19 protein-coding genes are annotated in these 24,604 nt (G+C 67.7%); 15 read left to right on the top strand and 4 right to left on the bottom strand.

The window, feature by feature from the left end; genetic code table 11:
* The first annotated feature begins 54 nt into the window (after positions 1-54).
* On the top strand, positions 55-3,822 hold the full coding sequence (locus tag NQ038_RS11385) for an FtsK/SpoIIIE domain-containing protein (protein ID WP_257062611.1): 3,768 nt from the start codon (positions 55-57) through the stop codon (positions 3,820-3,822).
* A gap of 60 nt (positions 3,823-3,882) precedes the next feature.
* Here the strand turns inward: NQ038_RS11385 and araA are convergent, their stop codons facing one another.
* The 3 genes from araA to NQ038_RS11370 form a co-directional block, all read right to left on the bottom strand.
* Positions 3,883-5,391, bottom strand: coding sequence for an L-arabinose isomerase (gene araA / locus NQ038_RS11380; RefSeq protein WP_257047130.1), 1,509 nt, complete (start codon positions 5,389-5,391; stop codon positions 3,883-3,885).
* 51 nt (positions 5,392-5,442) lie between these two features.
* Positions 5,443-6,171: an L-ribulose-5-phosphate 4-epimerase gene (locus tag NQ038_RS11375; protein ID WP_257047025.1), complete on the bottom strand. Its 729-nt coding sequence runs from the start codon at positions 6,169-6,171 to the stop codon at positions 5,443-5,445.
* Positions 6,172-6,246: 75 nt separating this feature from the next.
* Positions 6,247-7,896, bottom strand: coding sequence for an FGGY-family carbohydrate kinase (locus NQ038_RS11370; protein WP_373456816.1), 1,650 nt, complete (start codon positions 7,894-7,896; stop codon positions 6,247-6,249).
* Positions 7,897-7,961: 65 nt separating this feature from the next.
* Here NQ038_RS11370 and NQ038_RS11365 point away from each other — a divergent pair, with 65 nt between their 5' ends.
* The 14 genes from NQ038_RS11365 (at position 7,962) to NQ038_RS11300 (ending at position 23,682) form a co-directional block, all read left to right on the top strand.
* Positions 7,962-8,873, top strand: coding sequence for an aldose 1-epimerase family protein (locus NQ038_RS11365; RefSeq protein ID WP_257047024.1), 912 nt, complete (start codon positions 7,962-7,964; stop codon positions 8,871-8,873).
* 121 nt (positions 8,874-8,994) lie between these two features.
* Positions 8,995-10,059: a LacI family DNA-binding transcriptional regulator gene (locus NQ038_RS11360; RefSeq protein WP_257047023.1), complete on the top strand. Its 1,065-nt coding sequence runs from the start codon at positions 8,995-8,997 to the stop codon at positions 10,057-10,059.
* Between the two features lie 215 nt (positions 10,060-10,274).
* The gene (locus NQ038_RS11355) at positions 10,275-11,645 is read left to right on the top strand and encodes a sugar porter family MFS transporter (protein ID WP_257047022.1); all 1,371 of its coding nucleotides are present in this window, start codon (positions 10,275-10,277) and stop codon (positions 11,643-11,645) included.
* Positions 11,646-11,813: 168 nt separating this feature from the next.
* Positions 11,814-12,596, top strand: coding sequence for an enoyl-CoA hydratase/isomerase family protein (locus NQ038_RS11350; protein WP_257048225.1), 783 nt, complete (start codon positions 11,814-11,816; stop codon positions 12,594-12,596).
* 20 nt (positions 12,597-12,616) lie between these two features.
* Positions 12,617-13,522 carry a chromosome condensation regulator gene (locus NQ038_RS11345; RefSeq protein WP_257062609.1) on the top strand — a complete coding sequence of 302 codons (906 nt, stop codon included), beginning with the start codon at positions 12,617-12,619 and terminating at the stop codon, positions 13,520-13,522.
* Complete coding sequence (locus tag NQ038_RS11340) at positions 13,515-13,886, top strand: DUF5655 domain-containing protein (RefSeq protein ID WP_257062607.1); 372 nt, start codon at positions 13,515-13,517, stop codon at positions 13,884-13,886. Before NQ038_RS11345 ends, NQ038_RS11340 begins: the two co-directional genes overlap by 8 nt.
* A 400-nt stretch (positions 13,887-14,286) precedes the next feature.
* Positions 14,287-16,125, top strand: a complete 1,839-nt coding sequence (locus tag NQ038_RS11335) for an HNH endonuclease signature motif containing protein (protein ID WP_257062605.1) — start codon at positions 14,287-14,289, stop codon at positions 16,123-16,125.
* Positions 16,126-16,248: 123 nt separating this feature from the next.
* On the top strand, positions 16,249-17,427 hold the full coding sequence (locus tag NQ038_RS11330; protein WP_257062603.1) for an OmpA family protein: 1,179 nt from the start codon (positions 16,249-16,251) through the stop codon (positions 17,425-17,427).
* Positions 17,424-18,098 carry a hypothetical protein gene (locus tag NQ038_RS11325; RefSeq protein ID WP_257062602.1) on the top strand — a complete coding sequence of 225 codons (675 nt, stop codon included), beginning with the start codon at positions 17,424-17,426 and terminating at the stop codon, positions 18,096-18,098. Before NQ038_RS11330 ends, NQ038_RS11325 begins: the two co-directional genes overlap by 4 nt.
* Positions 18,099-18,451: 353 nt before the next feature.
* On the top strand, positions 18,452-18,925 hold the full coding sequence (locus tag NQ038_RS11320) for a Dps family protein (RefSeq protein WP_257048232.1): 474 nt from the start codon (positions 18,452-18,454) through the stop codon (positions 18,923-18,925).
* A 126-nt stretch (positions 18,926-19,051) separates the two neighbouring features.
* The gene (locus NQ038_RS11315; RefSeq protein ID WP_257058254.1) at positions 19,052-20,050 is read left to right on the top strand and encodes a Ppx/GppA phosphatase family protein; all 999 of its coding nucleotides are present in this window, start codon (positions 19,052-19,054) and stop codon (positions 20,048-20,050) included.
* Positions 20,051-20,155: 105 nt separating this feature from the next.
* Positions 20,156-21,151, top strand: coding sequence for a sugar phosphate isomerase/epimerase (locus tag NQ038_RS11310; RefSeq protein ID WP_257048234.1), 996 nt, complete (start codon positions 20,156-20,158; stop codon positions 21,149-21,151).
* 127 nt (positions 21,152-21,278) lie between these two features.
* Positions 21,279-22,154, top strand: coding sequence for a pyrroline-5-carboxylate reductase (proC, locus tag NQ038_RS11305; RefSeq protein WP_257062601.1), 876 nt, complete (start codon positions 21,279-21,281; stop codon positions 22,152-22,154).
* Positions 22,147-23,682 carry a DUF2079 domain-containing protein gene (locus NQ038_RS11300; protein WP_257062600.1) on the top strand — a complete coding sequence of 512 codons (1,536 nt, stop codon included), beginning with the start codon at positions 22,147-22,149 and terminating at the stop codon, positions 23,680-23,682. Before proC ends, NQ038_RS11300 begins: the two co-directional genes overlap by 8 nt.
* A 123-nt stretch (positions 23,683-23,805) precedes the next feature.
* Here the strand turns inward: NQ038_RS11300 and map are convergent, their stop codons facing one another.
* Positions 23,806-24,573 (bottom strand): type I methionyl aminopeptidase, encoded by a 768-nt coding sequence (map, locus tag NQ038_RS11295; protein ID WP_257062599.1) that lies wholly within the window; start codon positions 24,571-24,573, stop codon positions 23,806-23,808.
* Between the last annotated feature and the right edge of the window lie 31 nt (positions 24,574-24,604).

The following is a 24,604-nucleotide window of genomic DNA, read 5'->3' as shown; positions in this document are numbered from 1 at the left end:
CAGCCCGTCTCTCCGGGCTTCCGCCGCGCCGGCGGCCCGGTCTACGGTGCGCGCATGGAACAGATCGTCCTCCTCCGCTCTCCCTTCGCCCTGCGCGCCCTGTGCGTCGACGCGCCCGCCGGTCGTCCCGTCGCCGAAGTGCTCGCCCACGTGCTGACGGCCCGCCACCGCCCACCTCCAACCTCACAGGCCAACGATCGTCCCGGGGCGGGGCACACCGCGACCGGGCACACCACTTCGGGCACCGTCGTGCCGGACACCGGCGAGACCTGGGGCCGCTGGGTGGGCAGGGCCGCGGCGACGGTCCTCTGGGACCCGGGCTCCGCACCCGCCCCGCCGGCTGTCGGCCCGCGGGCCGAGGTCGTCACCGGCCCCGATTCCGGCCACATCCTGCCGCTGCCGGCACGTGCGTGGACGATCGCGCGCGGCCCCTCCGATCTGCCCCTGGCGGACCCGCACCTGAGCCGCGCGCCGCTGACGGTCTCGCCCAGCTCCCACGGTTTCTCCGTGACCGATGAGGCCGGAACCCCGGTGGAGCTGCCGAACCACCACGGTGTGTCCCGGATCCGCGTCGGGCACTCCCTCGTCCTGCTGCGGGCGGGCTCGACGGCCGGTGGTGGCTCGGCGCCCACCCCACCCGCCCTCGCGGACTGGCCCGTGCTGCGCCCGGTCCCGGAGCCCACCCGTGCGCACTGGCTGCTGTACCTGGTACCCGCCCTGTTGGGTGTCGTCCTGGCGCTGACCACGGGCATGTGGTGGTTCCTCCTGTTCAGCCTCTCGGGACCGCTGACGGCAGCGCTCACCGGGTGTGTCGAACGACGCAGGCACCGCGCCGACTGTCTGCTGGCGGCAGCCGAATACCGCAGGCGGGTGCGCGAACGCGAGCACGACATCGATCGGCTGTGCCACGAACTGCACGAGCTCTCCTCAACCCGCCGCGCCCCGCCCGGACACGTCGAACTGGGCTACGGCACCGTCGCCGCGGCCCACGGGATGACGATCGGCGAATCCGATCCGCAGGACCTGCCGCAGCCCCTGCGCGGACACTCCGAGCTGCTGCCCCCGGCACCCCGACGCCCCGGCATCCGACTGGACGGACGCTGGCATCCTCTGCTCGAACAGGTGCCCGTACGCATCGACCTGGCCGATGGCCTCAGGGTGACGGGCCCCGCGGACACAGTAACGGCCCTGGTCCGCTCACTGCTTCTACAGTCCCTGGCCGATCGGGTCCTCTCCACTCCGCCACCCCCGGCTGCAGCCGGCGGCCACCGGTCAGAACAGCGGACCGCCCTGTACGTCCACGGCGAGCGAATGCCGGACTTCTTGGCCGGGGTCGACGCGATCCTGTGCCCGTGCACGGGGCGGGTAGTCTCCTGCGTGGGCGCGGCCGTTGCGGGAATCCACCTGTTCCTCAGCAGCACGGGGATCGACCTGTGGCGCGGTACCGGACAGGCCGGTCATACGGAAACCGCCGGACCGGCGGGCGGTGAGCTGTGGAGGTTGGAATGTTCCACGGACCGGTCACTCCTGACCGGCGAGCGCCCGGGGCCGGCCGACTGGAGCATCGTGATCGACGGCCCGGTGGACCTACGGCTGGTCCGCCCCGAACTCTTCGCCGTCTCCTGGCCCCGCTGGTCCACCGGCACTCCCGCCTGGGAACAACCGGTCGAGTTGGGCGACGTCCTGTCCGGGCCACCCGGCCCGGTGCCGACCGCTGCCGTACCGATCGGGGTGGGGAAAGATGGCGCGATCGCCCTCGACTTGTTCGGCCAGGGCCCCCACGCACTGGTGGCGGGCACCACTGGCAGCGGGAAATCGGTATTCCTCCAGACCTGGGCCACGGCTTTGGCCGCCGCGCTGTCCCCGGAGGAACTGCGCCTGGTCCTGGTCGATTTCAAGGGCGGCGCGGCCTTCGCGCCCCTGGCCGCGCTGCCGCACGTCGACTCGGTCACGAGCGATCTGTCCGGACGTCTGGCGGTGCGGGCACTGCGCGCGGTCAGGGCCGAGGTCACGCGCCGGGAGGCGGTACTCGCCGCCAGCGGTGCGTCCGACATCGACGCACACAATGCCGCGGTGGACACGGCAGATGGTTCCGGACCGGGTCACCTGCCGCGCGTGGTGCTGATGATCGATGAGTTTCAGGCGCTGATCGACGACGACCCGGGAGGTGTGGCCCTATTGGAGTCCCTGACCGCCCTGGGCCGGTCGCTCGGCATCCACTGTGTGCTGGCCACTCAGCGTCCCGCCGGTGTGGTGACCGCCAGGATGAAGGCCAATATCAACCTGCGCATCGCCCTGCGGGTCCGCGATCCGCAGGATTCCCTGGAGGTCGTCGACTGTCCCGCTGCCGCCGAACTGGATCCGGACCGTCCCGGCCTGGGTGTTATCGCCGCCGGAGCCGGTGTCCGATCATTCCACAGTGCCCATGTGGACTTCACCCGGGTTCCGGGGCCGGAGATGCTGCGCATACGCGACCTGCATTCGGGCGAGGAAACGAGCATCCCCCTGCCGGGGACAGAAGGACACGGCCTGTGGGAACAACTCACCGGCCCGGCGGCGAGGACTTCCGCAGACCGGGCCGGTGCGCACAGCATCGTGCCCCCACCGCTGCCCGCCGAACTCCCTGCCACCGATCCCCTACAGCTGGGATCGGTCGAGGACCCACGCTCGCCGGGGGCCGAACCGTGGTGCTATGCCGGCGGGGACCTGCTGATCACCGGCGGCCACGGGCGAGGGCGCAGCACTGCGCTGCGCACCTTCGTCCAGGCGGCCTGCTCCTCCTTACGGGCGCCGGCGATCATCGTCGCCGACCCCGTGCCGGGACGGGGTTCCACACGCGGTTCCGATGCCGTCCCCTGCGCCGTGCATATCGATCCGGCGCGCACTGATCTTCTCGAATACCTGGTGGGACTGCTGACCGGAGCACGCCCCATCGGGCCGCTGGTCCTGGCCCTGGACGATTGGGAGGACCTCCTCGCGGCCCCGGCGAACCGCGGTCTCGTCGAACGCCTGGAACACCTGTTGACCGTGGGCGTACCCGGGTCGGTCATGGGGATCGTCGCCGGACGGCGGTCACTGTCGACGGGCCCGGGTAGCTCGGCTCCACACCGATTGATCTTCCCCACCCCGGCGCCGGCCGAGGCCGTGTACTACGGTCTGCAACCCGAGCGCTTCGCGGACCCGTCCGAGCCGGGACGCGGCGTGCTCCTGACCCCGGATGGTCCAGAGTCCGGCTGGGATGCACAGATCGCCAGGCCCGCGGACGGCGTCCACGATCCGACGACCAATGCTGCAGTCATGACCGTGAACGGCACCCAGCCGGGCACATCGCCGACAGCCGTACTGCGCTCATTGTTGGGATTGGAGAGCCCGCCCGAACCGGGCGCGCACGCCAGACCCGGCGCCCTCCTGCTGGGCACCGGGCCCTTGGGCGAGGCCATCGTCTGGCGGCCCGACCGAATGGGCCCGTGTTTGAACGTCCGGGTCCCGCCCGGGCGCGTAACAGAACTGGGAGAGCGGCTGCGCGCCCTGGGCCCGCCGGTGGAAACGGCTGGTTTAGCCGGTCAGGCGGGCCCGACCGCCCGGTCCGCGGGGACCGCCACCGGGGATTCGCCGCGTGTGATGCTCACAGCCCACGGCTGGCAGCCACCGTTCGGCTCGGACTTCATGGCCGCCGTGGGTCTCGGCCCCACTCTGCTGCTGTGGCCGCGCGGAGCCGGGGACCTGTTTGTCGACGGACGCCGCAGCCTGCCGCGGCTGCACGGGGCCGACGGCTGGTTCGTCGACGAATCACGGGCGGTGCCCATCGACCTCGTGATCTGAACCCGATCGGCTCCGGCCCGGAGCCCGGGATGCAGGATCACGGGCCGCAGCACCGGGGGTCTAGAACCCCTGCGCGACGCGGTAGTACACGTTGTTCCACCGCAGGGCGTCCTGGAACCCGGCCACCGTCGTGTCCTGGTCGATCACGGCCAGTTCGATGCCGGCCATGGTGGCCAGATCGCGCCAGGCGTCCATGCCCACGGCGGTGGTCATCACCGTGTGGTGGGCCGCTCCCGCCGACAGCCAGCAGGTCGTGGAGGTTTTGAAGTCCGGAGCGGGTTCCCAGACGGCGCGGGCCACGGGCAGCTTGGGCAGCGGCTCATCGGGTCCCACCACTTCCACGGCATTGGCCGTGAGCCTGAAGCGGTCGCGGATATCGGACAGGGCGACGACGACGCCCGGGGCAGGATCCGCGTCGAAGACCAGGCGTACGGGGTCCTCGCGGTCGCCGATGCCCAGTTCGTGGATCTCCAGGCTGGGGCGCCCGGTGGTCAGTGAGGGGCAGACCTCCAGCATATGGGCGCCTAGGATCTTCTCATTGCCCGGTTCCAGGTTGTAGGAGTAGTCCTCCATCAGGCTGGCCCCGCCCGGCAGCCCGTAGCCCATGACCTTGGCGATGCGGATGAGCACGCCGGTCTTCCAGTCGCCCTCGGCACCGAAGCCGTAGCCGTCTGCCATCAACCGCTGCACGGCCAGGCCGGGCAACTGCTTGAGGGCGCCCAGGTCCTCGAAGCTGTCGGTGAAGGCGGTGGCGCCCTCCTGTTCGAGGAAGCCGCGGATCGCGGCCTCCTGCCGGGCCCCGTAGCGCAGGGATTCGTGCCGCGCTCCCCCTGGCAGCAACTCGGCTGCCACATCGTAGGCCTCCAGGTATTCGGCGATGAGCCCGTCGACCGTGGACTCGTCGACGGCCTCGATCGCAGCGGCCAGGTCGTTCACGGCCCAGGTGTTCACGGACACGCCCAGGCGGATCTCCGCCTCGGTCTTATCGCCCTCGGTCACGGCGACATTGCGCATATTGTCACCGAAGCGCACCATCTTCATGTGCTGTGCGGCATCGTAGCCGGCGGCGGCCCTGGCCCACACGCCGATCCGCCCGGTCACATCGGCGTGGGTGACGTGTCCGACCACGGTAACCCTGGGGATGTTCAGCCGCGTCAGGATGTAGCCGAACTCACGGTCGCCGTGGGCGGCCTGGTTGAGGTTCATGAAGTCCATGTCGATGTCGGCGTACGGCATGCGCTCGTGGACCTGGGTGTGCAGGTGCAGCAGTGGCTTGCGCAGCGCCTCGAGGCCGCGGATCCACATCTTCGCGGGGCTGAAGGTGTGCATCCAGGTGATGACGCCCAGCACATCGTCGTTCGCTCCGGCGTCCAGGATGGTCCGCAGGATCGATTCGGAGTCCGTCAGGACCGGTTTCCAAACGACCTTGACGGGGATATCGGATGCGGCGTCCAATGTGGCGGCCAGCTGCTGGGACTGTGCGGCGACCTGGTCCAGGGTCTCTGGACCGTAGAGGCCCTGGCTGCCGGTGAGGAACCAGATCTCCTTGGATTCGAATGGATTGGCCATCATGGTGGGTGCTCCTAGGTTTCTTCGCAGGGATGGGTGGGGCGGCGGGGCTTATTGGCCGTAGACGTTCTGGTAGCGGTCGTAGAGCCGATCGATGATCTCCTGGTCGATCGGCTGCACCTCGCCCAGCTGCTGTGCGATGTGCACGGTGCGGGCGACCTCTTCGACCATCACGGCGGCCTTGACCGCCGATTCCGCGTTGCGGCCGATGGTGAACGGGCCGTGATTGCGCATCAGCACGGCCGGCGAGCGGCTGCCCGTCAGCGTCTCCACGATGCCCCTGCCGATCGATTCGTCGCCGATGATCGCCAGCGGGCCCACCGGCACGGGGCCGCCGAACTCATCGCCCATCATCGTGAGCACGCAGGGGATCTCCTGGCCGCGGGCGGCCCAGGCTGTGGCGTAGGTGGAGTGGGTGTGCACGACTCCGCCCACCTGCGGCATGTGCCGGTAGACGTAGGCGTGGGCCGCGGTGTCCGAGGACGGCGCATAGTCGCCCTCGAGCAGGTTTCCGTGCAGATCGCACACGACCATCGCATCGGGGGTCAGCGTCTCATAGCGCACGCCGGAGGGTTTGATGACCAGCAGGTCATCGGCCCCCGGCGTCGCGTCCTCGGATACCGGGACGCGCTCGGAGACATTGCCGGCCGTCCACACGACCAGGCCCCAGCGGGGCAGTTCCGCGTGCAGTTCGGCGACCCGGTGCTTGGCGATCTCCACGCGTTCGCGCACCGTGGTCGACAGGCGCGCGGTCTTGTGCGGAGTGGTCTTCTCGGACATGGGTGATTCGGTCCTTTCTATACTGCGATTTCCCGGCAGCCGGTCGGTGCGCAACCTGGTCAGGGCGCAAGCTCGTCAGTGCGCGGTCCTATCGGTCGCCGCGACGGCGGTGGCCTGCAGGTCCAGGCCGCGGCGGTAGTGGTCGAGGAAGCGGCGGAAGCCGTTGGCGTCCACGGGCTCTGGCCGCACGGTCTGCGCCGGAGCATCGGCGAAGACGGTATTGGCCAGGAAGGTGTGCAGGGGCGCCTGCGCGTGGTCCAGGTAGGCGGCCAGCAGGGCGATGCCCCAGGCCCCGCCCTCCCCGGCTCCCTCGGTCACCACGATCGGGGTGCCGGCGGCCGCCGCCAGCAGCCGGGCTGCCACATCGGCGGTTTTGAGCAGGCCGCCGTGGGCGTTGAGGAAGTCCAGGGCGACGTCCTCGGCGCGCAGCACGTCGAGGCCGATGGCCAGGGTGGCGAAGACGGAGAACATCTGCGAGCGCATGATGTTCTCCAGGTTCAGTGCCGTCTCCGGTCCGCGCACCATGAGCGGACGGCCGTCGGCCTGGCCGGTGATGGGTTCACCGGAGATGTAGTTGTACGACAGCAGCCCGCCGGCGTCGGGCTGGGCCCGCAGGGCCGCCGCCAGGAGTTCGGCGTAGGCGGTGTCGGGGTCGATCTCGGTCTCGGGGGCGAACAGGCGCGCGGCCTGGACGAACAGGGCCACCCAGCGGCTGAGCTCGTCGGCCCCGTTGTTGCAGTGGACCATGGCCACGGCCTCGCCGGCCGGGGTGGTGACCAGGTCGATTTCGTGGTGGATCTCCCGCAGGGGTTTCTCCAGCACGACCATGGCGAAGATCGAGGTGCCAACGGAGACATTGCCCGTGCGGGGGCGCACGGAGTCGGTGGCGACCATTCCGGTGCCGGCGTCGCCCTCCGGCGGGCACAGTGCCGTTCCGGGCTGCAGAGCCCCGGTGGGGTCGAGCAGCAGGGCGCCGGCGGCGCTCAGGGTGCCTGCCGGGGTGCCGGCGGTGAGCACCCGGGGCAGCAGGCGGGACAGGTCGGACTCGGGCACCAGGGCCCTGATGTGGGCGTCGAAGGCGTCGAGCATTCCGCGGTCGTAGTCGCAGCTCGTGGAGTCGATGGGGAACATCCCCGAGGCATCGCCGATGCCCAGGACCTTCTCACCGGTCAGGCGCCAGTGGACGTAGCCGGACAGGGTCGTCAGGAAGTCAACCTGTGGCACATGGGGTTCGGCGTCGAGGACCGCCTGGTAGTAGTGGGCGACCGACCAGCGCAGGGGGATGTTCACGCCCAGGACCGAGGTCAGTTCCCCGGCTGCGCGCGCGGTCGTGGTGTCGCGCCAGGTGCGGAACGGCACCAGGAGTTCGCCCTGGGCGTCGAAGGCCAGGTAGCCGTGCATCATGGCCGACACGCCCATGGCGTGCAGCCTGGTCGGGGCCGCGCCGTAGCGGGCAGTGGTCTGGGCGCTCAGGTCGGCGTAGGCTGCGGCGATGCCCTCCCAGATCGCGTCGAGCGCGTAGGTCCAGTGGCCGTCGACCAGCCGGTTCTCCCAGGTGTGTCCGCCGGTGGCCAGGGGGCGGCCGTCCGGTGCGGTCAAACACGCCTTGATGCGCGTCGATCCGAGTTCGAGGCCCAGGATGCAGGACCCTGAGGCGATGAGCTGGGCGGTTTCGGGGATGTTCTCGACCATCGTGGGCGATCCACCTTGCTTCTGTTCAGACACGACTGTTAACGCTAACATTAATGCCTTGGAGTCCGGGCCGCCAGTGTTCCGGACGGGAGGGAAGCATGGAACTGCGCGACGCACCGGAGTCCGTAAACCTGGCCCACGGGGACTATTCCGCGGTGATCGACCCCGTCGGAGCCGCCCTGGCCGCCCTGCGCCACGCCGAGCGCGATCTGATCCTCCCCTTCGCCCCTGGCTCCGAACGCCGCGGCGCACAGGGCTCTGTGCTGGCACCGTGGCCCAATCGGATCGGCGGCGGGCGCTACGCCTTCGCCGGCCGCATCCAGCAGCTGCCGCTGAGCGAGCCCGACCGCGGCAATGCGATCCACGGCTTGGCCATGTGGACCCAGTGGCGGATCGCGCGGGCCACCTCGGATTCGGTCGTCCTGACCATCCGCGTGCCGGCCCAGCCGGGGTATCCCGGCGCGCTGGACGTCAGCTGCACCTATCAGCTGGACGATTCCGGATTGACCTGGCGGGTCGAGGCGCAGGGCGTGGGCCCTGGTCCCGTGCCCTACGGCGTCGCGGTCCATCCCTATCTGACCCTGCCGACCGGCCGGGTCGACGAGTGGCGGTTGTGCCTGCCCGCCGCAGAGGTCCTCGTCCCCGATCCGCAGACCCTGCTGCCGCGTGCCCTGGAACCGGTCGCAGGCGAGCTCGATCTGCGCACCGGCGGCCCAATCGGTCCGGCCCGGATCGATCATGCCTACACCGGTCTGCCACCCGCGCCGGTATCACTGACCCTGTGCGGTGCCGCCGCCCAGGAACCGCGGGTCACCCTGAGCTGGGATTCCCGGGAGATGCCGTGGGTGCAGGTATTCACCGCGGACCTCGGCATCGCAGGGATGGATCGGCGCGGGCTCGCGGTCGAACCGTCCACGTGTCCGCCCGACGCCTTCAACTCGGGCACGAACCTCATCGTCTTGGAGCCCGGGCAGGAGCACCGGGCCCTCTGGCACCTGGCCGCGGGATGAGGAGGACCGGACCGCCCACCCACCCTGGCACCCTTCGGCCCGCAGGCCGGTAATAGTCTTGACGGTGGGTCGAATCCCTTTCGCCCCCCGTTGTTCATCCCCGGAACGGACCGATTTCACAATGCCCACCCCTCCAGCCGACACTCCGCGCCCCACTCCACCGGCGCCCCGCCGCAAGGCCGCCGGCCGGCGGCCCTCGATGGCCGATGTCGCAGGACTGGCCGGTGTCTCCCACCAGACGGTCTCCCGCGTCATCAACGACATCCCCGGAGTCCGCCCGGCGACCCGTGAGCGCGTCATGGCCGCGATCGCCGAATTGGGCTACCGCCCCAACAACGCCGCACGCACCCTGGCCACCTCCCGGTCGGGGCTGATCGGCGTGATCGCAGTCGGGTCCTTCCTCTACGGCCCCACCCGCACGCTCTCCGGGATCGAGGAGGCAGCCAGGTCCCATGGTTTCGCCACCCTCCTGTCGACCATCCCCGAATCCGACCGGACCGCTTTCGCCGCGGCGATCGACACCTGCCTGAACCGCGCCGTCGAGGCCATCGTCGTCATCGCCGCCCGTAACCGGGTGGTGGAGTTCCTGGCCGGCCTACACACCGACGTGCCGATTGTGGCCGTCGGGCCGGCGGCCGCCGACCTGCCCCGCCTGACCACTCTGAGCGTCGACCAGGCAGCCGGCGCCGAGGCCGTGATCGAGCATCTGCGGGACCGGGGACACGGCCACATCGCCCTGCTGGCCGGTCCCGAACACTGGACCGATGCCCAGGCGCGCACCAGGGCGGTCCGCGGTTGTTGCGCCAGCTTCGGAATCGAGCTCGAAGTGTTCCCCGGCGACTGGTCGGCGGCTTGTGGCTTCGCACTCGGCTCGCAGCTGGCCACCCGAGCCCCTCAACAGCGGCCCACTGCGGTATTCGCCGCCAATGACGGAATGGCACTGGGACTGCTGGCCGCCTTCAACCGCGCCCGGATCCGGGTACCGCGCCAGATCGCGGTCGCGGGCTTCGACGACGTCCCCGAATCCGGGTTCTACAGTCCGGCGCTGACAACCGTGCACCAGGACTTCGTGGAACTGGGCCACCGCACGGTCCTGGCCGTACTCGACCTGGTCGACGGCCGGGAGCCGGACACCACCCCGATCGCACCCACCCTGGTGGTGCGCGCGTCCACAGTCGAGGACTGAACCGCGCGGCGGCGCGCCGCACCGGCGCACCCCTTTGACACCTCGGCCGACACGGGTCTAGGCTTCCTCACGATCGAATGTTAGCGCTCACTTCCGGGCTCCTCCCGGACGTGGGTCCCACCCCATCCCCATCAGTACTGGGCATAAGACACTGGGCGGAGAGTCAGCGCGGACGCCTCTGCGAAACGCCGACCCACACGCCTCGAGGAGCACAATTGGGCAGCGACAAGAAAATATCCAGCGCCTTCATCTACTTCTTCGGCGCCTTCGGCGGCATCCTCTTCGGATATGACATCGGTGTGATGACCGGCGCCCTGCCGTTCTTGCAGAACGACTGGGGCCTGGGCGATTCCGCCGGGGTGATCGGCTGGATCACCTCGGGCGTGATGTTCGGCGCTATCTTCGGCGGCGCTATCGCCGGCCAGCTCTCCGACCGCTTCGGCCGGCGCAATATGATCCTGGCCTCCGCCCTCGTCTTCGTCCTCGGCTCGGTGCTGTGCGGACTCTCCCCGCACAACGGCTCGATCTACCTGGTGTGCGTGCGCATCTTCCTGGGCCTGGCAGTCGGTGCCGCCTCGGCCCTGGTGCCCGCCTATATGTCCGAACTGGCACCGGCCCGCCTGCGCGGGCGCCTGTCGGGGCTGAACCAGACGATGATCGTCTCCGGCATGCTCATCTCCTATGTCGTCGACTTCCTGCTCAAAGACCTGCCGGAGACCTGGGCCTGGCGACTCATGCTGTCCCTGGCCGCGGTGCCCGCGATCATCCTGTTCCTCGGCGTGCTCCGCCTGCCGGAATCGCCGCGCTTCCTGGTCAAACACGGCAAGGACGAAGAGGCCGCCAGGGTACTCGGCTACATCCGCAAACCCGCCGAGATCGACGCCGAACTGGCCCTGATCAAGAACACCGCGGTCCTGGAGGAATCGGCGCAGGCCAAGGCCGGCTGGGCGACCCTGTTGTCAGGGCGCTATCGCTACCTGGTGATCGCCGGCATCGGCGTGGCCGCCTTCCAGCAGTTCCAGGGCGCCAATGCGATCTTCTACTACATCCCGCTGATCGTCGAGAAGGCCACCGGCAACTCCGCCGAATCGGCACTCATGTGGCCGATCATCCAGGGCGTCATCCTGGTCCTGGGATCCCTGCTCTACATGGCGATCGCCGAACGCTTCAACCGTCGCTTCCTGCTCATCGGCGGCGGCATCATCATGGCGGCGTCGTTCCTGCTGCCGGCCATCATCAACACGGTGGCCCCGAATTCCTCGCCCATGCTCATCGTCGTCTTCCTGTGCGTCTACGTCGCCCTGTACTCCTTCACCTGGGCTCCGTTGACCTGGGTGATCGTCGGTGAGATCTTCCCCCTGGCGATCCGCGGACGCGCCTCGGGCCTGGCCAGTTCCTTCAACTGGATCGGCTCCTTCCTCGTCGGCCTGCTGTTCCCGATCATGACCGCCCGGATGAGCCAGGAGGCGGTCTTCGCGATCTTCGGCGTCATCTGCGTCTTGGGCGTCGTCTTCGTCAGCCTGCGCGTGCCCGAAACCCGCGGCCGCACACTCGAGGACATCGAGGCGAACGCGCTCAAGCGCTGAGCCCCCTGGCCCGGTGATAGCACAGCGCCGCGGCGCCCCCCGTTGTGGGGGGGCCCGCCGGGGCCGGGGCCATTCACCCCGGTTCACCGGCGCGGCGGGCGCAGGCCCGCCCGGACCTGGGCCCGGCCTCGGCCCGATCACGCATCCGACCAGACAGGAGATCTCCATATGAGCAGCCCGTACCGTCCCACCGACCTGCCCGGCTTCGGTTTCGACATTGTTGCCGGGGTCGCGACCCTGACGATCGACCGCACCGATAAGCGCAATGCGCTCTCGCGCCCCATGTGGCGCGCCCTGCCGGAGATCGTGGCCGGGGTGGACGCCGACGATTCGATCGCGGCGCTCATCATCACGGGTGCCGGCGGGCACTTCTCCGCGGGGTCCGATATCGCGGACCTGAACGTCCCGCTGGCGGACTTCTGGGAGCTCAACTCCGCCGCCGAGGCCGCACTGGCCGCAGCGCGCACCCCCACCCTGGCCGCCATCGAGGGCAATTGCGTGGGCGGGGGCACGGAACTGGCGGCTGCCTGCGATATCCGCATCGCCGCACCCGGGTCGATCTTCGGGGTGACCGCGGCGAAGCTGGGCCTGGTCTACCCGCCAGGGCCCACCCGGTCCCTGGCCCGGGTGCTGGGGGAGTCCTGGGCGCGTTACCTACTGCTCAGTGCCAAGATCGTCGACTTCGACACGATGGACCGGCTGGGCTTCTTCCACGAGACCGCGGCCGATCCGCTGCAGGCGGCCGGGAAGCTGGCGGAGCGGATCGCCGGACTGTCCAGCCTGAGCCAGACCGGCGCCAAGGCCATCCTGGCGGGGGAGCTCGACGAGGTGGACGCGCCGCCGGCCTGGCTCGATGCCGCCTACCGGACCGAGATCGAACAGGGCCAGGCGGCCTTCTTCGCCAAAGAACGTCCCGACTTCTCATTCCGCCGCAGCCACTGGCAGGGGTGAGGGGGGCCTATCCTGATGGTGTGAGTGCGAGGAGCCGCGGTGCCACGGCCACATTGGCCACACTTGCCGCCGGGCGACGGCATTCGGTTGCCGTGCGCGGTGACGGTACGGTGGTCGCCGTCGGTGACAACCGGGCCGGGGAATGCGCGGTCGATCAGTGGACCGACATCGTCTCCGTAGCAGCGGGCAATGTTCATACCGCTGTGAACACTGGAAAGTCCCACACCATCGGTCTGCGCGCCGACGGCACGGTGTTGGCGACCGGTTGGAACGGCGACGGTCAATGCGACGTCGCGCATTGGCGAGGCGTGCAGCAGGTGGCTGCGGGTTGGCGCTGCACCCTGGGGGTCCTCGCCGACGGCACCGTCCTCGCGACCGGGCGAACCACCGAAGGGGCCTGCGAGGTGAACGGCTGGCGGGACATCGTCGCGGTGTCCTGCGGCGACTGGCATTCGATCGGCCTACGCTCGGACGGTGGAGCTGTAGCCGTCGGCAACAGCCGCAGAGGACAGTGTGCGGTGGCGGGCTGGAAGGATCTCATCGCAGTCGCTGCCGGGTATATGCACTCCGTCGGACTCGACCGTGCTGGTCGGGTCGATGCAGTCGGAGACGCCTCGGCGACAGAGGGGGTTCAGCTATGGCGGGAAATCGTGTCCGTCGCCGCAGGGAGCTACCACACCGTGGGGTTGTGCGCCTCGGGAAGGGTGGTGGCTGTCGGCGACAACACTCGGGGGCAATGTGATGTCAGAGGCTGGGAGGACATTGTCGCCGTCGCGGCCGGGTCAACTCATACCCTGGGCCTGCGGTCCGACGGCACGGTAGTGTGTGCGGGAAGCAGTGAGAACGGCAGGGGCGACGTTGCCGGCTGGTCTGGGATCCGAGGCCCCGGTGGCAGCGCCACTTCGATGGAGGGGGCCGATGGCTGAGGGCTCGAACAAGATGATCGGCGAGTTCGGCGATAAGCCGAGGACTCGGGGGTTCGCTGCGGCCATCGAGGAGTACGCCAGGTCCCAGGGCGGCGTGGAGAGCGAGCTCAAGGCGCAACTGAGTTTCTCCGTGAAGCGGAAATTCCTATGGCTGTGGGCCTATCAGCGGACAGCGGACGGGACGCTGTACCTCAATGTGAGACTGGATCGGAAGAAGGACGACTCGCACTTTCACGACGTCACCCAGGTCTCCAAGAACAGGTGGAACCACCACGTGGTCGTGAGGTCGGAGGAATCCGCGACCAGCGATTGGCTCCGCTCCCTGATCGAAGACGGCCACGAGTTCGGCGCGAAATCCTCCTAGTCGTCGCCGGCGGCATCACTTGTCGGCGGTATTCGCGAATCGGATGTGTCCTCAGGCCGAGTGCCCGAGCTTTTTCGGTGGCACTCGCGAGTTGGATGCTAGTCGGGTTGAGTTCCCGCGCCTTGTCTGTCGTGTCAGATGCGCGCGCATACCCTGCCACCCAGCGCATCTGCTACCACCGAAACAGAGGGACGTTACTCGGCAAACATCGAAAACTATTTTCGATTAAACCCTTCCCTTCATGAGTGGCCTGCGCTACACTTGAAGTAGGTCAGGAAACCCGAATCGGACAGTGAAGTCCCGTCAGGTTTTACGGCTCGTCTTCCCCGACATTCATCAAGCACACACGTGTGTAGTCCGGCCGGCGTTTCGGTTGGGATACGGAAGGAGGGAAGAAGTCATGACTATCGATTCCACCCTCCCACGCGCTGGTTCCCCCGGTCCGGACGAGCCCGCAGGCTCACCCGGCAACGGCCAGGGCCTGTCGGGAGGTGGTCCGGCTCAGGAACAGGACCCGGTCGATGGTGCCGAGGCCTTCGCCCGCCCAGCTGACCCCTTTTTGACTTCTGAAGATTGGGAGCGTCTACAGGAGATCGCTCCGGAACTCGTTCACGCCAGTGAGTCACTCGCTGGTCTGGGTGCCGGTGTGGGCACGGATCCCAGTCTCGACGCTTCCGACCTGCTCCTGGTGCTCAAGGGAATCGAACACGTCACCCGGATGACCACCTCAACGGAAGCTGCTGTTCTGGCGCGGGCCGAATACGAGGTGCCCACGGCCGACTATGGTGCGAAGACTCTTCCGGCCCTGGTGACTCGCCTGTTGAGGATCGATGGGGCGGCCGCGAGGCGGCGGGTGCGGTTCGCGCACGCGATCGGTGCCGGCCGGTCTCTAACGGGTGCGCGTCTGGAACCGGCCTACCCCCATGTTGCCCACGCGTTGGCGGACGGGGGTGTGTCGGTGGATCAGGCGCAGGCGGTGATCCGGGAGATCGAGAAGATCCCCCGCCAGGTCCGGCATGTCCATCACGCCACGGCCGAACGGATGCTCGTGGACACGGTGCCGAGTGTTGATGTGGACCAGATTCGTGTGCTGGGTTCTCGGATCCGAGCCTACCTGGATCCCGATGGGCGTTTCGCCGAGATCCCACCGTTGGTTGATGAGTTTCATGTGACCGTGACGCCGCGGAGGAATGGTGCGTGGAATCTCACGGGTCTACTGGATCCGGTGACGGGCGGAAAATTGCATGGCTTGTTGACCAACCGGCAGGAACCCGGCATGCAGGTGGAGGACGCGACAGGAGCGGGTGCGGGCACTGCCGCTGAGACCAGTGGCTCGGACACGGAACCCGCTGATGAACCGCCCGGTGATCTAGCACCGACGGCGGTGACGGTTGATGGCCGGCCCACCACGAAGGCGAATCATCCGTTTGGGTATCGGGAGCGGCCCGATGGGGCACGTCGGCATGACATGTTCGCCACGTTGATTGATCGGGCTGCGGGTTCGGGTCCGCAGGGTGCGGGGATGGCCCTGATCGTCACAGCGACTGCTGAAGAGTATGCGCAGGGGAAGGCGGAGGTGGAATCCACTGCCGGTCCCATCGGGTTGCAGGATCTGGAGTCCTTGTCCCCGGGTGCGCTTGTGTATTTCCAGGCCCACCAGCCGGGTACCCGGGAAGTCACCGTGCACAGTGCTAGTCGGTTTGCTACGCGGCGGCAGGTTGAGTTGATTGCTGCTCGTGATCGGGGGTGTACGTTCCCGGGGTGTGATATGCCGGTGGGGTGGTGTGATGCCCACCATATGATCCCCTGGTCCACTGGTGGACCCACGACGGTATCGAATCTGACCTTGGCGTGCCGGTTCCATCACACGTGGCATGACCAGCATGGGTGGAGGGCCGAGTTGATTGGTGGTTTGCCGGCGTGGATTCCACCCAGACACGTCGATATCGAGCAGCGGCCCCTATTCCATTCCCGGTTCGCGGCTGCTCTGGTGGATGTGAGTGCTGCGGGGAGCGCTGCGGGTTTGCCGCCGGTGTGGGTGCCGGAGGATTTCTCCCCACCGGACTGGAACGCAGAATCGGACCCACCCGATCCACCAGACCCGCCGAACTCCTTAGGACTGTCCAGTACTGCGAGCAAAGACCCTGCGGGTTCTGGCGGCATGCCGTGGGGCACTCATGGGTCCTACGCAACGGATGCAGGCACCGACCCTGACGACACCGACGTCCCACCCTTCTGAACCACGGCGAGCCACTGCGCCCACATACGGAGTCGCAGGGCCGCAGGCATTCCATTCCTGCGATATCGGAGTACCGTGTATGGCGTCCGTCACTCAATGTCGAGTCGAGGGGAGGCGACCTCTGTGGTCGCACGACGGAACCAAAGTACAGACGAACACAAATGGACCGGACAATTCGCAAAGGCCTCGACCCTGTCGGCCGTCGGTCTGCTGGCGCTGTCGGCACTGACCCTACCCGGCCTCGGCCCACCGGCGAACGCGGCGCCGGCCGAATCCGAAGATCAAGCAGCCTCCGAAGACATGGTAGGGCCTGAAGACCAAGCCGGAGCCTCGGCCACGGCGCCGGGCACTGCGTCCGTGCCGCTGGCCGGCACCTTCACCTATCATGCCGACGGCAACGCCGACGGGGCCATCATCCATGGGGCGATCCATTCCGTGTCCCGGATCCCCGGCGGCACGGCGGTGTACTTCTCGGTCGGCGGTCCCGGCGTGACAGCGGGCGCGGTCGATCGCCGACCGGGTCTGGATGAGGACTACAACATCACCGCCTTCAGATCCGTCGCGATCATCGACAGCGCCGGGCTCAAGCGTTATCAGCCGCTGGCCATGGGCAAGAACACCTGCGCCTGTTCCGACCAGAGCGATCTGTCGAGATACGACGGCACCGCCGTGCCCCTGGTCGGCTACGCCGTGTTGCCCAGCCTGCCGCCGGACGTGAAGACGGTGACCGTCGAGTTCGGCTTCGGCAACCTGATCACGGGGGTGCCCGTCGATACCGCACCGCCGACCCCTGCGGTCGACGCAGGCATCGTGCCCCTGGGTCATGGCTGGCCCCGCCTGCCGGACCAACAACAGCTGGCCAAGGCCGATTCGCGCAAGTACACCCGGGATCTGGTGCGCAACAGTCGCAACGGGGCGCAGACCGAACACGAACGCAGCGGCTCGACCCGGTTGGACCTGAACTCCGACGTGCTCTTCGACACCGACAAGGCCACGCTGCGCCCCGATGCAAAGGCGACGGTGGCCGATGTGGCCAAGCGGCTGGCGGACAAAGGCACTGGAACGGTGCAGGTCACCGGCTACACGGACGATCGGGGCAGTGACTCGCACAACCTGAAACTGTCCAAGGATAGGGCGGACTCCGTCGTCAAAGCGCTGCGGGCCCAGGTGCACAAGGCCGGTCTGACGTTCGAGACCGCGGGGTCGGGGGAGAAACACCCCGTGGCCTCCAATGACACGGAGCAGGGCCGGCAGCAGAACCGACGGGTTGCCGTCGAGTTCTCCTCGGAAGGAGGATCGTGATGTTCGAATCCGGCAGGCCGAGGTCCCGGCTCGGGCGGGTGGTCCCGGTGCTGATCGCGCTGGGGGCCGCGGCGGTGCTCGGCGCTTGCAGTGGTGGCGCGACGCCGGGCGGTGATGGCGCCGGGTCCCACGGCGCACCCGGCGGTGCCGGGTCCGGTGCGACTTCGCCAGGGGCACCGGGCGCCGCGGGGACCCTGCCCGCAGAGCAGGCCGCACAGCAGATCATGGGTTCGCAGGAGGAAACCGATTCGGCAGGTCTGGGCGCGGGCACCCTGGATGCTGCGAGAGGCACGGTCAAGGTGGGAGCCGAGGCGGTGAGTGTACAGACGGATGCGCAGGAGACCCGCGTGACCTGGCGCTTGAAGAACCTGGCCCACGGCACGGTGGACACCGGGTCCTTCCAGCTGGCCAGACCGCCTCTGATGGACACCCGGGCCCTGGGCCTGGCCGATGTCGGCGGCGGACGGGTCTACCACCCGTACACATATGTGCCGGTGAATTCGATCGGCGGGGAAGACACCGCCTGTGTGTGCAGCGAACTGCCCGAACGGACAAACGACTCGGGGCAACTGCTCTACGCAGAACTGCCGCCGCTGCCCGAATCCGTGCACACGGTCACGCTCACACTGCCGGGCTTTGCCTCTGTCAAGAATGTGCCGGTGCATCGCTGAGACGGCCGGACGAATGAATGAAAAGCGATTATCCGGCGTTACCGAGTTGAATATAAGGGTATTGTTGCATTGTTGAACAAAGGTTTCATACGCATATTGAATAGAGGGTAGACGCTCTGCGTATAGTGTCTTTCGGCAATGTCCGAACCATCGACAGGCAAGGACTACCGAACCTCCTTATAGGTGCCCCGTCCCTAGGTTTGGCGGGCCTTGGCAAGGTCGGACTCTCCTCGTTCAGCCTTGCCTTGCGAGTGGGAGATCACCGGAGAAGATCAGTGAATCGGGAATTGAATCGCTCAATTCTTTGCTATGCTCAATGTAACGATCAAGGGAAACCGAAAAAGGAGATCACAATGGCCAGCGTCAAGCCGTTCACCGCTTCAGCAGAACTGTCCGCCAACATCCAGCGCGTTCTGGTCGACCTCATCGACCTGAGCACCGTGGGCAAGCAGGCCCACTGGAACATCCTCGGTGAGAACTTCCGCGACCTGCACCTGAACCTCGACGAAATGGTCGAGATCGCCCGTGAGGCTTCGGATAACTTCGCAGAGCGCATGCGTGAGCTGTACGCGACCCCCGACGGCCGCACCGCCACCGTCGCCAAGGAATCCAGCCTGCCGGAGTTCCCGGAGGGCGAGATCTCGACCCACGACGCGATCGACGCGATCGTCGACTCCATCTACGCGACGACCAACACGATGCGCGAGGTCCACGATCAGGTCGACGCCGAGGATCCGACGACCTCGGACATCCTGCACAACTACATCGAGAAGCTTGAGCAGCAGGCCTGGTTCATCGGCGCGGACAACCGCAAGCCGAAGAACTGACGCTCCTGTAGCGACGCATCTCCCATAAGGGCCCGGCCCCCCGCTTACCGCGGGGACCGGGCCCTTTGGCGTCGCGGTATTGGCACAGTCTTTGGACTGGCCTCGCCGCACGCTTAGACTTTTCCCATGCGTCTAGCCGTCCTGGACATCGGGTCCAACAGCATTCACCTCCTGGTCGTCGATGCCCACGTCGGCGCCCCACCCCTGCCCGCCAGCAGCCACAAGGAGATCCTGAAGCTGGCCGAATACCTGCAGGAGGATGGCTCCATCTCGTCCTACGGAGTCGAACGGCTGGTCCAGTTCTGCCACGATGCGATGGAGATCGCCGAGGACCAGGGCGCCGAACAGATCCTGGCCTTCGCCACCTCGGCGATTCGCGAGGCGCCCAACGGCGATGCGACGATCGATCGGATCCACGATGAGACGGGCCTGAAACTCAATGTGCTCACCGGCCAGGACGAGGCCAGGGTGACGTTCTTGGCCGTGCGCCGGTGGCTCGGCTGGTCGGCCGGCAACATCCTGCTGCTCGACATCGGCGGGGGTTCCCTGGAGATCGCCGCCGGACGCGACGAATATCCCGATGCGGCGGTATCGGTGCCATTGGGCGCGGGCCGGATGCACTCCGACTTCCTGCCCGACGATCTGCCCAGTGTCGACCAGGTTCACGCCCTGCGTCGCCATGCCCGCCACCTGATCGGCCGGATCGCCGGCGATATCAACCGGGTCGGCCCCTTCGACAAGGTCGTCGGTTCCTCCAAGACCTTCCGGACCCTGGCCCGCCTGGCAGGCGCCGCCCCCAGCGGCGAGGGCATCTACGTCCCCCGCAAACTGGCGCGCAAGGATCTGAGCACGATCGTCGACACCCTGGCAGCGCGGACTCCATCGGAACGCACTCTGCTGCCCGGAGTCTCGGAATCGCGCGCAGGGCAGATCCTGGCCGGCGCGATCGTCGCCGAGGCCGCCTTCACGATCTTCGACATCAAGTCCATGCGGATCTCGCCCTGGGCCCTGCGCGAGGGCATCATCATGCGCAAGTTGGACCTGTTGGATTCCGCCGAGGAATCCACTGGTACCGCCGGTGTGCACATCAGCCATGTGGGACTCCGAACGCCCGCGGGTTTCTAAGGAATCGGTAGTACAAGGACAAGTCGCGCGGGGAGAATGGTCGTGCAAGGACCGGCCAGCGGCCGTCCCCGCAATTCCTAGGGTCCGCGGTCTACACTCACGAGTGTGAGCGGAAAAGGGAAGTCCAAGAAGCACGCGGAAGTAGCCAAGGTGCGTGGCCACAAGGCCTACACCAAGAAGAACGCTGCGAAGAGGAACGGGCGCAAGCACCGTGCCTACTTCGAATCGAACCCCGTCTACGAGCACGGGGTCAAACACTCCTCGGCCTTCGACATCCCGGTCGGCCTGTCCTCCTCATCCGTCTACCCGATGGAGGTCTCGGAGACCTTCGACACCGCCGTGCGGCTGGGCTACGACGGCGTGGAGATCATGGTGACGAACAACGCTCAGACCCAAGACCCTGACTTCATGCTGCGCGAGGTCGATCGGACCGGACTGCCAGTGCTCAGCCTGCACGCCCCCACCCTGCTGCTGATGCCGCGGGTGATGCACAAGGACCACTGGGAGAAGCTTCGCAAGACCTGTCAGATCGCGGCCAGGGCCGGAGCGAGCACGGTCGTGCTGCACCCGCCGTTTCGCTGGCAGGGCGAATACGCGAAGAACTTCGTGCCCGGCGTCCGCGCGATGAGCCAGGAAACCGGTGTGACCCTGGCCGTGGAGAATATGTACCCGTGGCGCGCCGGCCTGCGCGAAGTCATGGTCTACGCCCCTGACTGGAACCCGCTGGACGAGGACTATGACGCCTTCACCTTCGACTTCTCCCACGCCTCGACCGCGGGGATGAACGCCCTGGAGACTGTCAAGGAGATTCAGGACCGTCTGGCGATCGTCCACCTGACCGACGGCGCCGGTTCCCTCAAGGACGAGCACCTGGTGCCCGGCACCGGGAAGATGCCGGTGGCAGAGACGATGCAGCACCTGGCCAAGACCGACTGGAATGGCACCGTGGTCGTCGAGGTCAATACGCGTTTCACCGCGAAGCGCTCCGCCCGCGAGAAGATGCTGGCCGATTCCCTGGCCTTCGCCCGCACCCACCTGGGCCAGGACGCGCGGGCTGCCGGCACACACACCAAAACCGGGCGCCGTTCCGCGGGGGACTGAGGCGGACGACCGGGGCAGGCCACTGAGACCGGCCGATCGCAGGGGCCCGGTCAGTGGTTGAGGAGCGTTCGGCCGTGGCCAGCTAGAGTGGAATGCGGACTGCAATCAACACAGTGAGGAACCCTCCATGTCCCTGCGCATCGCGATGATCGGAACCGGCTCGATGGGAGGGGCGCTGCTATCGGGCATGCTGTCCTCTGCGGACCCGGCCTCCCCGAATGCCTCCACCGGGGGTGCAGTCGATGCAGCCGGGGTGCCACTGGAGAACGCCCGCGCCACGACCAAGTCGCAGGCCAGCGCCGAGGCCCTGGCCCAGCGTACCGGCGTGTCGACCACGGCCTTGGACGCCGACCCGGCGGCCAACCGGGACGCGGCGGCCGGGGCGGACTTCGTCTTCCTGGGCGTCAAGCCCTGGATGATCGCCGACACCCTGACCGACCTGGCGCCCAGCCTGGAACCCGAACAGGTCATCGTGTCCATGGCAGCGGGGGTCTCAATCGAGACCCTGGCTCAGCTGGTCCCCGATAACCCGATCGTGCGCATCATGCCCAACACCCCGTCCGAGATCGGGCAGGGTGTCATTGCTCTGGCCCCGGCCTCGCGGGTGCCCGCCCGACGGGTGGAGGAACTGTCGGGACTGCTGTCCGGCGCCGGACGGGTCTTCGCCATGAGCGAGGAGCAGATCGGCGCGATGATCGGCATCTCCGGCTCCGGGGTCGCCTACTTCTTCCTGCTGGCCGAGGAGATGGTCAAGGCGGGCGTGGATCTGGGTCTGAGCGAGGACGCGGCTCGGGAAATGGTCGTCGCGACGGCCCGGGGCGCGGGATCCCTGCTGGCTTTGAAACAGGATCCCGCAGCACTGCGCCAGGCCGTCACCAGCAAAGGCGGCACCACCCATGCGGCGATCGAGACCTTCCGCGCCCACGACCTCGAGGCCACGGTCAAGGCCGCCGCCCAAGCCGCCTACAACCGCGCCCAGGCTATGGAAGAAGAGAATGCCTGAAGGTAAGGCGCGGGCAGGGACTGAGGCCGCGGCCGGCGGCATGACGAAGCGGATCCTGCCCGGAGCCTCGGCAGCGGTGTCCCTGGTGCTCTACGGGGCGCTGTCCATCATCATGTGGCGGATCTACTATTCGCCGTCCTGGGACTTGGGGATCTTCACCCAGCTGCTGAACGACTATGCGCACCTGCAGGCGCCGATCGTCGACATCAAGGGCCCCGGCTACAACCTGTGGGGCGATCACTTCCACCCGATCCTGTGGCTGCTGATGCCCGTGTTCAAGATCTGGCCCTCGGGCCTGACTCTGATGCTGTCGCAGGCGGTGCTGTTCGCGGCCTCGGCCTGGCCCGTGGCGTCCTATGCCGCGCAGAAGCTGCCGGCGGCCGGGGCCTGGGCCCTGTCCCTGTCCTACGTGGGGTCCTATGGGCTGCTGAACTCGGTGACCTCGCAGTTCCATGAGATCGCCTTCGCCGTGCCGCTGTTGGCCTTCGGCCTGGTGTGGTGGCTACGTGGCCGCCATCTGGCGGGCGCCATCGCAATCGCTCTGTTGGTCTTCGTCAAGGAGGACATGGGGCTGACCGTCGCGGCCTTCGGGATCGCCGTATGGTTGCGCCAGCGGGCCACCAAGTACCAACTGGGACTGTTCGTCTGGGGCGTGCTGTGGTTCGCGGTGACGGTCCTGCTGATCCTGCCGGCATTCAACAACTCCGGTCAGTACGACTACACGGACAATGTCTCGGCCCTCGATGCCCTGGGTGCAGGCGCACAGACCAAACTCGCGACCCTGGGTGCATTGGTCCTGGCGGCGGGGGCGGTGGGGTTGCGCAGCCCACTCATGCTCATGGTGCTGCCGACTCTGGCCTGGCGTTTCGTGGGAAACGTCGAAGGTTATTGGGGTCTGAGCTTTCACTACACGGCGGGCCTGGTGCCGATTGCGGCGCTCGCGCTGATCGATGGGATCGCCGGGCCGGGCTGGACGGGCTGGAAACGGGCCGGTGCGGCCAAGTCGGGTGCCGCCGGGCCGGCCAGTGCCGGCACGGAAGCGGCGGCCGCAGTCGAGCGCGAAGACGCCGCGGCCTCGGCCCCGGAACCTGTCGCGCGGGCTTATGCCGCGCAGTCTTCTGCCGCCCGGACCGAGGCCGCGCAGACGGTGCGGGAACGGACCCTGGGCACCTGGGCGCCGGCCGCAGCGGCCGCGGGCGTCATCGCCCTGGCGGGCAGCACGAACATCAACCTGCTGTGGGAATCCGAGCGCTATGCCATCGACGCGGGCCCTGCCGTGCAGGCCGCCGAGCAGTACGGCACCGTGGCCACCGATATCCGCTTGCTGGCGTATCTGGCGCCCAAGACGCACACCTACTGGTATGGCAGGCTGGACCAGGTGAAGCCGGATGCGGTGCTGCTGCGGCCCTCGGAGACGGGCCAGACCACCGAGGAATGGGCCGAGGAGCGCCTGGGCGGGGACTGGACCACGGTGCTCAGCGACGGCGGCTACGAACTGGCGGTCCCCGCGGCTCAGGGGCAGGGCTGAACCGAACCGTACCGTGCCTGGACCCGAAAGTGGCTCCACACAAGCTTGGGTGGCTCGATAGAAGCAGATTTATCAAGCCACACAAGCAAGTGTGGAGCCACTCCGGGATTGGGCCCGGATCGTTCAGGCAGTGAGGATCTTGGGGCCGTCGGCCGTGATCGCCACGGTGTGCTCGCTGTGCGCCGTGCGGCTGCCGGTCTTCGAGCGCAGTGTCCAGCCGTCCTTTTTATCGGTCACCAGCTGATCCGTGCCGGCCATCACCCAGGGCTCGATCGCCAGCAGCAGGCCCTCGCGCAGTTTGTAGCCGCGGCCGGGTCGACCGTCATTGGGAATGTGCGGGTCCTGGTGCATGGTCGAGCCCACGCCGTGCCCACCGAAGTCGGTGTTGACCGGGTAGCCGTAACCGCGCAGGACCTCGCCGATGGCGTGCGAGATATCGCCGATCTTATTGCCCACCCGGGCCTCGGCGATTCCGGCGGCGCGCGCGGCCTCGGTCGCCTCGATCATCCGCAGGTCCTCATCCGACTTCGGCGTGCCGACTACGAAGCTGATCGCGGCGTCGGCGACGATCCCGTGCAGCGAGCAGGCCAGGTCCAGGCTGAGCAGATCCCCGTCCTTGAGCTTGTACTTCCGCGGCATCCCGTGCAGCACAGCATCGTTGACCGAGGTGCAGATGTAGTGGCCGAACGGGCCCGAGCCGAAGGACGGGGCGTAGTCCACATAGCAGGACTCCGCGCCGGCGGCGTCGATCAGCTCGTGTGTCCAGGCGTCGATCTCCATGAGGTTCGTGCCCACCCGGGTGCGTTCCCTCAGCGTTCGCAGGGTGTCGCCGATGAACTTTCCACTGACTTCGGCACGTTCCAATTCGGCAGGGCTCAAGACTTCGATCATGGTTCCATTGTCCCACGCGGGGCCCGGGGGC

Origin of the sequence: Brevibacterium sp. 50QC2O2, from assembly GCF_024580675.1 — a bacterium.
Classification (GTDB): domain Bacteria; phylum Actinomycetota; class Actinomycetes; order Actinomycetales; family Brevibacteriaceae; genus Brevibacterium; species Brevibacterium moorei.
This window is presented reverse-complemented; position numbering and strand designations above follow the sequence as displayed.

Excerpts from the sequence above, each read along its gene's own strand:
- NQ038_RS11315 (WP_257058254.1), top strand. The coding sequence starts at position 19,052 with ATGCGTCTAGCCGTCCTGGACATCGGGTCCAACAGCATTCACCTCCTG.
- NQ038_RS11360 (WP_257047023.1), top strand. The coding sequence starts at position 8,995 with ATGCCCACCCCTCCAGCCGACACTCCGCGCCCCACTCCACCGGCGCCC.
- NQ038_RS11320 (WP_257048232.1), top strand. The coding sequence starts at position 18,452 with ATGGCCAGCGTCAAGCCGTTCACCGCTTCAGCAGAACTGTCCGCCAAC.
- NQ038_RS11385 (WP_257062611.1), top strand. The coding sequence starts at position 55 with ATGGAACAGATCGTCCTCCTCCGCTCTCCCTTCGCCCTGCGCGCCCTG.
- NQ038_RS11335 (WP_257062605.1), top strand. The coding sequence starts at position 14,287 with ATGACTATCGATTCCACCCTCCCACGCGCTGGTTCCCCCGGTCCGGAC.
- araA (WP_257047130.1), bottom strand. The coding sequence starts at position 5,391 with ATGGCCAATCCATTCGAATCCAAGGAGATCTGGTTCCTCACCGGCAGC.
- NQ038_RS11365 (WP_257047024.1), top strand. The coding sequence starts at position 7,962 with ATGGAACTGCGCGACGCACCGGAGTCCGTAAACCTGGCCCACGGGGAC.
- NQ038_RS11340 (WP_257062607.1), top strand. The coding sequence starts at position 13,515 with ATGGCTGAGGGCTCGAACAAGATGATCGGCGAGTTCGGCGATAAGCCG.
- NQ038_RS11300 (WP_257062600.1), top strand. The coding sequence starts at position 22,147 with ATGCCTGAAGGTAAGGCGCGGGCAGGGACTGAGGCCGCGGCCGGCGGC.
- NQ038_RS11350 (WP_257048225.1), top strand. The coding sequence starts at position 11,814 with ATGAGCAGCCCGTACCGTCCCACCGACCTGCCCGGCTTCGGTTTCGAC.
- NQ038_RS11375 (WP_257047025.1), bottom strand. The coding sequence starts at position 6,171 with ATGTCCGAGAAGACCACTCCGCACAAGACCGCGCGCCTGTCGACCACG.
- map (WP_257062599.1), bottom strand. The coding sequence starts at position 24,573 with ATGATCGAAGTCTTGAGCCCTGCCGAATTGGAACGTGCCGAAGTCAGT.
- proC (WP_257062601.1), top strand. The coding sequence starts at position 21,279 with ATGTCCCTGCGCATCGCGATGATCGGAACCGGCTCGATGGGAGGGGCG.